Source organism: Brevibacterium litoralis, from assembly GCF_040212315.1.
Lineage (GTDB): Bacteria > Actinomycetota > Actinomycetes > Actinomycetales > Brevibacteriaceae > Brevibacterium > Brevibacterium litoralis.
This window is the reverse complement of the sequence record NZ_JBDIUY010000046.1, coordinates 1-11,827: the sequence shown is the minus strand read 5'-3', so window position 1 is coordinate 11,827 and position 11,827 is coordinate 1. Positions and strand designations below refer to the sequence as shown.

Annotated in this window: 10 protein-coding genes; 7 read left to right on the top strand and 3 right to left on the bottom strand. The window is 70.7% G+C overall.

The features are described from left to right. Nucleotides 1–44 precede the first annotated feature (44 nt). A complete protein-coding gene (locus tag AAD496_RS14535; protein ID WP_349829579.1) occupies nt 45–1,115 on the bottom strand; it encodes an LLM class flavin-dependent oxidoreductase in 1,071 nt (356 codons plus the stop codon). Between the two features lie 191 nt (nt 1,116–1,306). On the opposite strand from AAD496_RS14535, the gene AAD496_RS14530 reads away from it, so the two are divergent. Continuing rightward, nucleotides 1,307–2,371, top strand: a complete 1,065-nt coding sequence (locus AAD496_RS14530; protein WP_349829578.1) for a bile acid:sodium symporter family protein — start codon at nt 1,307–1,309, stop codon at nt 2,369–2,371. Nucleotides 2,372–2,398: 27 nt separating this feature from the next. Here AAD496_RS14530 and pepN read toward each other — a convergent pair whose 3' ends face one another. Then, a complete protein-coding gene (gene pepN, locus AAD496_RS14525) occupies nt 2,399–5,080 on the bottom strand; it encodes an aminopeptidase N (protein WP_349829577.1) in 2,682 nt (893 codons plus the stop codon). Nucleotides 5,081–5,227: 147 nt separating this feature from the next. On the opposite strand from pepN, the gene AAD496_RS14520 reads away from it, so the two are divergent. From AAD496_RS14520 to AAD496_RS14510, 3 genes are read left to right on the top strand one after another with little or no spacing between them, the layout of a single operon-like run. Continuing rightward, complete coding sequence (locus tag AAD496_RS14520) at nt 5,228–6,529, top strand: FUSC family protein (RefSeq protein WP_349829575.1); 1,302 nt, start codon at nt 5,228–5,230, stop codon at nt 6,527–6,529. Nucleotides 6,530–6,539: 10 nt separating this feature from the next. After that, entirely contained in the window at nt 6,540–6,854 is a 315-nt protein-coding gene (locus tag AAD496_RS14515; protein ID WP_349829574.1) for a DUF2516 family protein, read from the top strand. A gap of 5 nt (nt 6,855–6,859) precedes the next feature. Continuing rightward, nucleotides 6,860–7,702, top strand: coding sequence for an alpha/beta hydrolase (locus AAD496_RS14510; protein ID WP_349829573.1), 843 nt, complete (start codon nt 6,860–6,862; stop codon nt 7,700–7,702). Between the two features lie 367 nt (nt 7,703–8,069). On the opposite strand, the gene AAD496_RS14505 is transcribed toward AAD496_RS14510, so the two are convergent. Beyond that, nucleotides 8,070–8,996, bottom strand: a complete 927-nt coding sequence (locus AAD496_RS14505) for a class I SAM-dependent methyltransferase (RefSeq protein ID WP_349829572.1) — start codon at nt 8,994–8,996, stop codon at nt 8,070–8,072. A 43-nt stretch (nt 8,997–9,039) separates the two neighbouring features. Here AAD496_RS14505 and AAD496_RS14500 point away from each other — a divergent pair, with 43 nt between their 5' ends. The 3 genes from AAD496_RS14500 (at nt 9,040) to AAD496_RS14490 (ending at nt 11,662) form a co-directional block, all read left to right on the top strand. After that, the gene (locus AAD496_RS14500) at nt 9,040–10,287 is read left to right on the top strand and encodes a glycosyltransferase (RefSeq protein ID WP_349829571.1); all 1,248 of its coding nucleotides are present in this window, start codon (nt 9,040–9,042) and stop codon (nt 10,285–10,287) included. Next, nucleotides 10,262–10,837, top strand: coding sequence for a YbjN domain-containing protein (locus AAD496_RS14495; RefSeq protein WP_349829570.1), 576 nt, complete (start codon nt 10,262–10,264; stop codon nt 10,835–10,837). The genes AAD496_RS14500 and AAD496_RS14495 overlap by 26 nt, the downstream gene beginning before the upstream one ends. Nucleotides 10,838–10,921: 84 nt before the next feature. Beyond that, nucleotides 10,922–11,662 (top strand): phosphoglyceromutase, encoded by a 741-nt coding sequence (locus AAD496_RS14490; protein WP_349829569.1) that lies wholly within the window; start codon nt 10,922–10,924, stop codon nt 11,660–11,662. Nucleotides 11,663–11,827: the final 165 nt, after the last annotated feature.

The window sequence follows — 11,827 nt, the reverse complement described above, 5'->3', positions numbered from 1 at the left end:
GGAACTCGTGATCCGTGCCGAACCACGTGATTTCGTGTGGGCCCTCAGTCGAGGAGTTCGGCGGCGAGGAGCTCCAGGGTGCGGATGCGGTGCGGAGCGCGGTCGAGGGAATCGTCGGGGTGTGCACCCGCGACGGGGTGGATCATGATCTCGTCGACCCCGTACTTCTCGGCGTCCTCACGGATCCGGGCGGCGGCGGTCGCCGGGTCGCCGATCGCCCAGGTGGCGGTGAGCTTCGGGGCGATCGCCCGGTCGCCGTCGGTCATCCGGGAGCGCACGTCGGAGCCTGCGAGGCGCTGGAAGTCCGGCGTCCGCCCGATCCGCAGGCCCGCCATCTGGTAGATGTTCGGCTCGGCCAGCACCTGGGCCTCCTCCTGGGTGTCGGCGACGACGGCGTTGACGGTGAGGAAGGTGCGCGGCTCGGACCCGTGCTCCGTCGGGGTGAACTGGTCGCGGTAGAGCTGCATGCCCGTCTCGGTGCCCTTCCCGGCGAAGTGGTGGGCGAACACGAACGGCAGTCCGAGCATCGCGGCGAGCTGTGCGGAGTACCCGCTGGACCCGAGCAGCCACACCGTCGGCTTCGCGGTCGGCACGGGAGTGGACCGCAGATTGTGCTTCCGGTCGTTCATGAGCGGCACGTCGGCACCCTCGGCGTCGAGGAGTGCGAGGACGTCCATCACGTGCTGCGGGAAGTTCTCGACCGGGTCCACCCGGTTCCCACTGCGGTCGACCAGGTGCCCCTCGCCCAGGTGCCCGCGCATCGCCGCCGAGGTGATCGGGTCGGTCCCCGGCGCCCGGCCGATCCCGAGGTCGATCCGGTCGCCGTACACCGCGGCCAGGAGCGCGAACTGTTCGGCGATCGCCAGCGGTGCGTGGTTGGGCAGCATGACGCCACCGGAACCCAGACGGATGCGTTCGGTGCCCGCGCCGAGATACATGAGTTCCACCCCCGGCGTCGTCGAGGCGACCGCGGGCATGTTGTGGTGTTCGGCCACCCAGTACCGGGTGAACCCCAGTCGGTCGGCGGTGCGGACGAGTTCACGCGAGGCGGTGAGCGCCTGTCCGGTCGTCTGGCCGACGCGGACGGGGACGAGGTCGAGCACGGAGAGCTTCATGGTCCGCAGACTATCGCCGTCGGTCACGACGAGGACAAACGGGGCGCGGCGGACGTCGGGGCACGGGCCGACGCGCAGGCCGATGCGCAGGACTCCTCGGGCGTCCGACCAATCGTCACATCGCCACAGGCGTCTCATATGTCGAGAGCAGGATTCCACGATGTGGTGACGCGGCACCTAGCCTGTCCGCCATGACATCCCCACGGAACCTCGGCTCGACGGAGAGCACCGAGGCAGAAGAGACAGGCCCGTCCCCCGAGTCCGGTTCCGGCACCACGCCGCCTCCCGGCAGCACGTCCCGCCCGGTCACCGCCACCCGCGGTGAGAAGCTCGCCGCGACCGTGTTCCCCGCCCTCGTGATCGTCGGCGGGATCGTCGGGTTCCTCGCGCCCGAGGCGTCCGTCGGCATCACCTCGATCGTCCCGACGACCGTCCTCCTGGGCATCGTCATGTTCTGCATGGGCGTGACGCTGACCGTCCCCGACTTCTCACGGATCGCCAAGCGCCCGTGGATCGCGACCCTCGGAGCGGTCATGCAGTACGGCATCATGCCGTTCCTCGCCTGGGCGATCGCGATGGCGTTGAACCTGCCACCGGAACTGGCCGTCGGCCTCATCCTCGTCGGCTGTGCCCCCGGCGGGACCGCCTCGAACGTCATCACCTACCTGGCCAAGGGTGACGTGGCTCTCTCGGTCACCGTCACGACGGTCTCCACCCTGCTCGCTCCGCTCATGACCCCGATGCTCACACTGTGGCTGGCCGGATCCCGCCTCGAGGTGGGCTTCGTCGACATGATGATGTCGATCGTGCAGACGGTCCTCATCCCGGTCGTCCTCGGTGTGCTCGTCCGCATGTTCCTCAGCAGGCTCGTCGACCGCCTCCTGCCCGTCCTTCCCTGGGCGTCCTCGCTCGTCATCGCGATCATCGTCGCGATCGTCGTGGGCGGCTCGAAGGACACGATCGTCTCCGCCGGCCTCCTGGTGCTCCTCGCGGTGTTCCTCCACAACGCGGCCGGCATGGCGCTGGGGTGGGGCGTCGCCCGGGCCGTCGGCCTCGACGCCCGTCAGCGCCGCGCGCTCACCTTCGAGGTGGGCCTCCAGAACTCGGGTCTCGCCGCGAGCCTGGCCACCCAGTTCATCTCCCCGCTCGCCGCACTACCCGGCGCCGTCACAGCCTTCTGGGCGAACATCGCCGCCTCGGTCATGGCGACGGTGTTCTCGCGGACCCCCGTGAAGGAAGGGGAGGGCTCCCGCTGACGAGGCGCCTCGGCGGGAGGTGGGGCCTCAGACCGTCCGGAGGCGGATGGTGCGGGCCACCTCATCGCGCTGTTCGAGGAGCAGTCGGCGCTGGGACGAGGGTGCGTCCTGGTGGGTCTCCAGCCAGGTGTCCGTCCGGTGGAGGACGACGTCCAGCCGGGTCGACCAGTGCGGGAACAGGCCGAGCAGCAGGCGCTTGGCGATCTCCATGGACCGGCTCGACCACAGGTCGTCGAGCAGCGCGAAGTACGACTCCACGTAGGGCTCGAGGATCGGCCGTCCAGTGGGAGCGACGAACCCTGCGATCTTGGCCGAGAGCATGTCGTTCGACAGGCTCGTGTCCTCGGTGATCTGTGTCCAGGTCCGCATCTTCACGATCGGCAGGGGACGGGCCGCGTTCGCCGTCGCCGCGTGGAGGGCACCGGAACCGGAGTTGTCGTCCTTCCGCTCCTGCGCGATGTCCTCGACGTCCGCCCAACCCAGACCCACGAGTGCCGTGAGCGCGTTCCACCGCAGGGCGTGGTCGACGACGAGACCCGGGACGGGTTCGCCCACGGTCGTCCCGACACCGGTGGCGAGGATCGCGCTGGCGAACTCCCGCCCGCTCGTCACAGCGGGAGTGCGGTGGCCGGTGCCCGCCGTCCGGCGGGTGAGCGCGAGGACCGTCCCGACGAGGTCGAGCTGGGCGTCGGAACCGGGTTCGGCCGCTGCCACGCCGTCGAGCGCCTCGCCGAGCACGTCCGCGATCGCGGCGTCCCTCCGGTCCGGGGCGATCCACCGGTCGAGCGCGGTGAGAACCTGGTTGCGCAGGGCCGCCGTGATGCCCGGGTGGTCCTCGCGGCCGAGCGTGCGGTCGTAGGCCTTCACGTAGTCCTCGACCGGCAACAGGCCGTCACGGACCGCGTTACCGAGCGCCGACCACACGAGCGCCCGGTCCATGGGGGCCTTGAGACGACCGACGGACCGTAGCGCGGTGCGCGTTGACCGGTCGTCCAGCCGCACCTTCACGAAGTCGTGGTCGCCGTGGTTGAGCAGCAACAGGTCGGGGCGGACCTTGCCGGCCAGGACGTCCACCTGCGTCGAGGCGCCCGCCAGGTCGACCTCCCACGTGGAGTTCCGGCGCAGGCTGCGGGCACTGCGGGTGCGCGGGCCGCGTCCGCCGGACATCGAGAAGCCGGCGATCTCCATGCGGTGTGGTCGGAGGGTCCCCGGGTCGTCGTCACCGCGGGCCTCGGAGTTGCGCTGGGTGAGGGTCGCCGCCGTGATGGTGGGGGACTGGCCGTCCTTCTCCCGGGTGGCGAGGTCGAGTGCGACCTCCGAGACACCGGTGGTGCGCAGCCAGGCCTCCGCCCAGGCGTGGACGTCCCGGTCCGGGGCGGCCAAGGACAGTGCGGAGAGGAAGTCGTCGAGGGTCGTGTTCCCGTGGGCGTGCTGCCGGAAGTACCGCCGGGTCCCCTCCATGAAGGCGTCCCGTCCGACGAAGGCGACCAACTGCTTGAGCACGCTCGCGCCCTTGGCGTAGGTGATCCCGTCGAAGTTCAGGCGGGCCGCCTCGACGTCGGGGATGTCCGCGACGATCGGGTGGGTGGTCGGGTACTGGTCCTGTCGGTAGGCCCAGTCCTTGCGCCGCAGCGCGAAGGTCACCCAGCCGTCGGTGAACTCGGTGGCCTCCGCCAGGGCCAACCCGCCCATGTAGTCGGCGAAGGACTCCTTGAGCCACAGGTCGTCCCACCACTTCATGGTGACGAGGTCGCCGAACCACATGTGGGCCATCTCGTGGAGGATCACGTTCGCCCGCGACTCGTACATGGTGCGGGTGACACGGTCGCGGAAGATGTAGGCGTCCGTGAAGGTGACGAGACCCGGGTTCTCCATGGCGCCGAGGTTGTACTCCGGCACGAAGATCTGGTCGTACTTGCCCCACGGGTAGGGGTGGTCGAAGTGGCGGTGGAAGAAGTCCAGGCCCTGCTTGGTGACCCGGAAGATGTCCTCGGCCTCCATGTGCTCGGCCAGTGATGCCCGGGTGAAGACCCGCAGCGGGGTCTCGGTACCGGTCTCCGCGTCGACGTGGACGTCCTGGGCCGAGGCGTAGTGGCCGGCGGCCACGCAGGTGATGTAGGTCGACTGCACGAGTGTCTGTGCGAAGGTGTGCCGGAGCGCGCCCTCGTCCGGCTCGACGTCCGTCCCGGTCACCGGGGTGGCGGTCTCCTCGGCCGTGTTGTTGAGGACCACGAAGTCCGCCGGGGCGTCGACGACGAACCGGAACACGGCCTTGAGGTCCGGCTGGTCGAAGTTGGCGAACATGCGCCGGGCATCCGTCGGTTCGAACTGCGAGTACAGGTAGACCTTGCCGTCGGCGGGGTCCACGAAGCGGTGCAGCCCCTCTCCGCTCCGGGAGTACTCCGCCTGTGCCCGCACCCGGACGGTGTTGAGGCCGCGTCGGACGGGGAAGGTCACGCGGGCCCCGTCGAAGCACTCGGCCGGGTCGAGTGCAGAACCGTTGACCTCGACGGACTCGACGGTCGGGGCGATGAGATCGAGGAAGGTCGTGGAGTTCTTGGCGGAGTCGAACTCCACGGTCGTCGTCGACGTGTAGGTGGTCCGATCCGGGTCCGGAGCACCGGTGAGGTCCAGGTGCACCTCGTACGCGCCCGTGGAGAGCAGTCGTGCCCGTGCACGCGCCTCGTCACGTCGCAGATTCGTCGTCATCAACCGCCACACCTCTCAGAAGTTCCGTGGTCGGGGCGCACGCACGCGTCGACCGTGCACCGACCGACCGCGCTCACTCTCTCACACGGGACGGACACGCATTGTCACGTAAGCTTCAGGGAGCGAGTGGAAGGGGTGCGTCGGCGCATGGCGGAGACCACGACCGCACAGGGGGACCGTGACCGGGAGCCCGACGTGACACCACCTCGGAGCCGGCGTCGGACACCGTTGCGTCGCAGCCTGGTGCTCACCGGTAACCGCCTCCGGATGGGGATCCGACGGGTCCGCACGGCCCTGCCGCAGATCCTGCAGATCGTCCTGGGTGCCACCTTCGCCTACTCGTTCTGCCACTGGGTCCTCGGCCACGAGTACCCCTTCCTGGCCGCCGTCGCGGCCGCGGTCGGGACCGGTGTCACCGTCGAAAAGCGGGTCCGACGGGCCCTCGAGTTCGGGCTCGGTGCGAGCTTCGGTGTGTTCATGGGCGAACTCATGCTCCACACCTTCGGGGGTGGGATCTGGCAGTTGTCGGTCATCATGCTCGTCGCGATGGTCCTCGGCCAACTCATCAACTCGGGTGTCCTCTTCACCATGCAGATGGGGATCCAGGCGATCTACGTCATCACGGTTCCACCAGGACTCGCCGCAGGACCCTTCGACCGCACGATCGACGCTCTCATCGGCGCCTCGGTCGCGCTCCTCATGGCCCTCTTCGTCCCCCGTGACGCCCGCAAGGCGCCGCGTGCGCACGCCTCGACACTGCTGCAGGAGATCGCCGAGGTGCTCGACATGTGCGCCCGCGCCCTGCGGACGGCCGACCGCGAGGTCGCCGGCGACGCCCTCGACCGCGCCCGCGACTCCCAGGACCTCGTCGACTCGTGGCGGTCCTCGATCGGGGTGTCCCTCGAGGCCGCCCGGATCAACGCCCGGGGTCGCAGGTACGCCCGCGAGATCACCCGCCTGGCCGACGCGGTCGAGTACGCCGACCGCGCCATGCGCCTGGTGCGGGTCATCTGTCGGCGTGCCGACGGGATCGTCGCCACCGGGATCGAACGCCCCCAGGTCGCCGACATGCTCACCGGCCTCGCCCGCGGTGCCGACGGACTGCGTGAGGCGCTCTCGGCCGGGGACGGTGCGCAGCCCGCCGAGGACGTCCTCGCGCAGGTGGCCGCCGACCTCGAGCCCCGCCGCCAGGACCTGTTGGACTTCAACGACGAAGCACTCGTCATGCTGCTGCGCCCGCTGGCCGTCGACCTCATGCAGGCGGGCGGATACTCCGAGCAGCAGGCCCAGGACGCGTTGCCGCCCCTGCCGCGTCCCGTGTCCTTCACCGACCTGCTCGACGCGGTCGCCGAGGCGCCCTCCGAGGAGGGGACACCACCCGACCCGGCCACGGCCGGGGGCACGGGCGAGGACGGGGACGATCAGGGGACGGACAACTCTCCCCGGTAGACTTCCCGGCATGATGCACACCGTGGCCGCAGTCCAGTCCTGGGTGTTCAGCGCCTTCCTCGTGGCGGTGTTCGTGTTCTCGCTGCTCGCGTTGATCGACTCCCTGCGTTACCGGAACGAGGTCTACGCGGCCGCCGGCAAGAAGTCGCGGACCATGTGGGCGCTCATCACCGGTGGTGCGGCACTCGTGTCCTTCATGGCGATGCCTCCCATGCGACTCATGCCCATGTTCCTCACGATCGCCGCCCTCGTGGCCGCCGCCGTCTACTTCGTCGACGTCCGCAAGGCGGTCCGCTCCGTCGATCCCCGGTTCCGCGACCGGTGACCGGCGTGACCGACGGACCCGCGGCACGCGTGCGTCGCGATCCCAACCTCCCCGGCGCCGACAGCGGGTGGGTGAGCATCTTCGGGTCGGGTGATCCCGTCACCCTCTTCGCCCACGGGTTCTCCGGCGCCATTCGCGACACCCGCCCCTTCTCGTCCGGGATCACCGGTACCCGGGCGCTCGTCAATCTCGGCGGACACGGCGGCCGTCCCTCCCCGGGACCCGACTGGACCTACGCGGACATCACCCCGCAGATCGCCCGTGCGTTCGACGACGTCGAGGAGCAGGTGGGCCGTCCCGTCACCCGGGCCCTCGGGGTCTCCATGAGCGCCGGAGGTCTCGCCCGCCTCGTCACCTCCCGCGATCCGCACGCGGAGACACTGCAGAAGCTCGTCTTCGTCCTACCCGCCTCGTGGGCCGGTTTCCCCGCGCACCTCGCCGCCCGGAACAGGCAGTACACCGCGGACGTCCGGCGGTTCCTGTCCACCGGTGACCGTGCCGGGATGCTGGAATACCTGCTCGCCCGCGAACCGGCCGAGGTCGCCGCCATGCCCCCGGCCGTCGCATGGGCCCGCGCCAAGGTCGACGCGCTCTTCGACACCGACATGTCCGACGGGGCCGGTCTCTCCACGCAGATCGCCGTCGACGACCCGGACGCGGCCGCCGACTTCGCGGGCGAGGTGCTCGTCCTCACCCACGAGGACGACGCCGCCCACCCCGTCGAGATCGCCCGCGACTACGCCGCGGCCTTCACCCGCTCCCACCTCGAGGTGCTGCCGGAGGGGAGCATCCTCTGGAAGGGACGCTCGGACGTCCGCCGCATCCTCACCGAGTTCCTGAACGACTGATTCCTCCGCTCCCGAGGCGCCCTGTGGTTGGCATTTCATGTGCCGGGCGCGGCGGCCACCTCTCCCGTGCTCTGTCGCACCGGGGCGGGGCGGCGGCCACCCCTCCCGCCCACGACGACGAACCCCCGACCTCCGCTAGCGCTCCGGTCGGGGGTTCGTCGTCGTATGCCCGAAGCCACTCCCATCGGGGTGGCCGCCGCCCCGCCCCTCCTTGGCATTGGACGTGCGGGGTGGCCGCCGCGCCCTCCTTGGTATGACGGTGGGGCGCCTCGGGGCGGGGAAACAGTCGTGTGACCTCGGTGAGGATGCTGCCCTCGTCCTCGCCGGGGCTCGGGGGTGGGGAATCGGGTGCGGGCCTCGGGGTGGGTCAGTCGTGGGGGCGCACGTGGTCCCAGGGGACGGTGATCTCGCCCAGGCGCCAGCGGGCTGGGGAACGGACCACGGGGACCCCGGCGGCGTGGGCCGAGCTGGCCATCGCGATCCACCGCTGTCTGCCGGAGAAGGCCGCGAGCCCGGCGGCCAGGTCCCAGTGGCGGTCGAGTTCCTGCAGGTAGGCGTAAATCCGTTCGCCGGGCACGTTGCGGTGGATGAGGGCCTTGGGCAGCCGGTCCGCCACGGCGGAGGGACGCTCGAGCACCTCGGTGTCGACGCTGATGGTGAGCGTCATCGGCTCGACCGGGGGAGGGTCGTCGACGGTCCGGAGGGACACCGCGGCCCCGCGCCGTTCCGCCAGCCCCCGGTGCACGGTCGCGTACGCCGGGCGGATCGTCACGAACACCTGCTTGCGCCCGATCTCGTCGCAGGTCCCCTCGACCAGGAACCCGTCGGGCGCCAGCCGGGCGGCCATCCGGGCCCAGGACCGGCGGACCTCCTCCTCGTCGTACTGACGCAGGACGTTGGCGGCGCGGACGAGGACGGGACGTTCGCCGGGCACAGTGCCGGCGGGCGCCCTGTCGACGGGGATCTCGAAGCCGCCGAGGCGGAAGTCCAGACCCGCGGTCGCCCAGGGGAGGGCCCCGGCTACCCGGTCGGGGTGGATCTCCAGGCCGAGCGTGCGTACCCGGGGGTAGGCGGCGCGCAACCGGTCGTGGAGTTCGCGGGGTGTGACGCCCGAGGCGCCGTAGCCCAGGTCGACGACCAGCCGGTCGGAGGCCCGGCGGAGCACCGGTTCGAGCAGGTGGACCGCCCACCGGTCGACCCGGCGCAGGCGGTTGGGATTCGTGGTCCCGCGGGTGATCGTCCCCTCCGGGCGGGTGCGGCCGGTGCCGGGCGGTCGGGATCGGGGCGGGGTCACCCGACCAGGATATCGCCGGGTCCCACGTGTACGATGGCGTGCCGTGCGTATCGCCGTCCTGTCGCTGCACACCTCACCGGCCGCGCAACCGGGCGCGGGTGATGCAGGCGGCCTCAACGTCTACGTGGCCCGCGCCGTGACCCACATCCGCGCCGCCGGTCACGAACCCGTCGTATTCACCACGGACCCGCAGGTGAGCCGGCCGGAGCAGCGGAGCCTGCCCGACGGCGTACCCGTCCACGTGCTGCCGCGGCGCTCCACGGACAAGGTGGGTCTCGTCGACGAGGCCGCCGACCTGGCCACGGTCCTCGCGGGGCACCCCGCGATCATCGGGTCCGACCTCGTGTGGGCGCACTACTGGACCTCGGCCGTCGCTGCGCTCGCCGCCGCCGACTCGATCGCCGCGGCCGGTGTCCACCCACGTCCCCGGGTCGCCGTCACCTTCCACACGATCGGCGCGGTCAAGGACCGGGACACCGGGACCGCCGCGGAGCCGGCCGTCCGCCTCCACCACGAGCGCGACATCGCCGCCCGGGCCGACCTGCTGATCGCCAACACCCCCGCCGAGGCCCGTGACATGGAGGAGCTCCTGGGTGCCTCGGCCTCGCAGGTCCTCGTCGCCCCGCCGGGCGTCGACCTGGCGACCTTCACCCCGGGGCCCGTCCAGGAGGCCCGCCGCGCCGTCGGGCGGGCGGACGCGGACCTGCTCCTCCTCTACGTCGGACGGATGCAGTACGTGAAGGGCACCGACCGCGCGATCGACGCGCTCGCGACACTGCGCACCCTCGACCCCGCCCTGTACTCCCGGACACGGCTCGTCATGGTCGGCGGGGCCAGCGGCGGGGTCGACACGGCCGCCTTCCGCCAACTCGCGGCCGAGGTGGGCGTCGAGGACCGCCTCGACCTCGTCGATCCCGTGCCCCCGGAGGAACTGGTGCACTGGTACCGCGCCGCCGACCTGGTGCTCGTGCCCAGCCGCAGCGAGTCCTTCGGGTTCGTCGCCGCCGAGGCGCAGGCCGCCGGGGTCCCCGTCGTCGCCGCCTCCGTTGGTGGTCTGCCCCATGTCGTCGATCCCGGTCGCACGGGCGTGCTCGTGCCCGACGGCTCGCCGCTGGCCTGGGCACGCACCATCGAGGACCTGTTGCGTGATCCCGCCGGCAGGACCAGGATGGGGGCCGCGGCCCACCTCCACGCGGCGCGGTTCGACTGGGCCCGGGCGGTGGGGACGATCCTCGACGCCACCGCTGCCCTGAACGGAGTCCCCCGTGACCGACACCATGCGCACCACTGAGACCGGCGAACCCGTCCCCGCGGGCGCGGACACCGGGATCGAACTGCGGGAGGCGACGGCGCTCGTCGTCGGCTGGGCCCGCGAGCAGGATCTCGAGGTCGAGGTGTTCGACCCCGCGCACGTCGCCGTCACCCTGCCCGGCGAGCACAAGCTCAAGACGACCGTGTCGGTGCGTGCCGGTGAACGCGCTGTCGACCTCCAGGCCTTCGTCATCCGTCGCCCCGACGAGAACGACGGGAAGTTCCACACCTGGCTGCTCCAGCGCAACACCCGGCTCTCGGGGCTCGCCTTCGCGCTGGACCCGCTCGGCGACGTGTACCTGAACGGGACGGTGCCGAACGCCGCATGGGACTCCGAGCTGCTTGACCAGATGATGGGTCGGTTCCTCTCCGCGGCCGACGAGAGCTTCGACGAGCTCCTGGTCATCGGCTTCCTCACCTCGATGAAGAAGGAATGGGCCTGGCGGATCGCCCGCGGGGAGTCGACGCGCAACCTCCAGGCCTTCGAGCACCTGCTCGCCGAGGACAACGAGTACATCGGTACCTACTGAACCGAGCTGTGCCCGACGCCGCTTCGCGGACCGTCCACCGGACCGGACCTCCACGCCCGCGCGCGCCCGTGCCAGAATGGGCCCATGACGTACAACCTCATCCTGCTCCGTCACGGCGAGAGCGAGTGGAACCAGAAGAACCTGTTCACCGGCTGGGTCGACGTGCCGCTCACGGACAAGGGCAGGTCCGAGGCCGCCCGCGCGGGTGAACTGCTCACGGAGGCCGGTCTCCTGCCGGACGTGCTGCACACCTCGCGGCTCAAGCGTGCGATCATCACCGCGAACCTGGCGTTGGAGACCGCCGACCGCCACTGGATCGACGTCAAGCGCTCCTGGCGCCTCAACGAACGCCACTACGGCGGTCTCCAGGGCAAGAACAAGAAGGAGATCCGCGACGAGTTCGGCGAGGACCAGTTCATGACCTGGCGCCGGTCCTACGACACCCCGCCGCCGGAGCTCGCCGACGACAGTGAGTTCTCCCAGGCGGGCGACCCGCGCTACGCCAACCTCGGCGACGCGCTGCCCCGCACCGAATGCCTGCAGGACGTCGTCACCCGGATGCTGCCCTACTGGTACGACCAGATCGTCCCGGACCTCCAGCTCGGCCGCACCGTCCTCGTCACCGCGCACGGCAACTCGCTGCGCGCGCTCGTCAAGCACCTGGACGGGATCTCCGATCAGGACATCGCCGGCCTCAACATCCCGACCGGCATCCCGCTGCACTACGAGATCGGTGACGATCTCTTCCCCACGGGTCCCGGCACCTACCTCGACCCCGAGGCCGCCGAGTCGGCCATCGGCGCCGTCGCCAACCAGGGCCGCTGACTCCCGACACCCACCGACGCCGAGGCGCCCTGCACTTCCATCGGAAGCTTGGGTTCTAACGGTCGTTGCAACACTCTCCATCCGAGAGGTTGCAACGACCGTGCCGTATTCACCTTCCCAACGCCTCCACCTGACACAGCAACTCAAAGAACTCGTCGACACGAA

What these genes read in the sequence shown, in the direction of transcription:
- AAD496_RS14530 (WP_349829578.1), top strand. Translation starts at nt 1,307, where the DNA reads ATGACATCCCCACGGAACCTCGGCTCGACGGAGAGCACCGAGGCAGAA.
- AAD496_RS14535 (WP_349829579.1), bottom strand. Translation starts at nt 1,115, where the DNA reads ATGAAGCTCTCCGTGCTCGACCTCGTCCCCGTCCGCGTCGGCCAGACG.
- AAD496_RS14520 (WP_349829575.1), top strand. Translation starts at nt 5,228, where the DNA reads ATGGCGGAGACCACGACCGCACAGGGGGACCGTGACCGGGAGCCCGAC.
- AAD496_RS14515 (WP_349829574.1), top strand. Translation starts at nt 6,540, where the DNA reads ATGATGCACACCGTGGCCGCAGTCCAGTCCTGGGTGTTCAGCGCCTTC.
- AAD496_RS14490 (WP_349829569.1), top strand. Translation starts at nt 10,922, where the DNA reads ATGACGTACAACCTCATCCTGCTCCGTCACGGCGAGAGCGAGTGGAAC.
- pepN (WP_349829577.1), bottom strand. Translation starts at nt 5,080, where the DNA reads ATGACGACGAATCTGCGACGTGACGAGGCGCGTGCACGGGCACGACTG.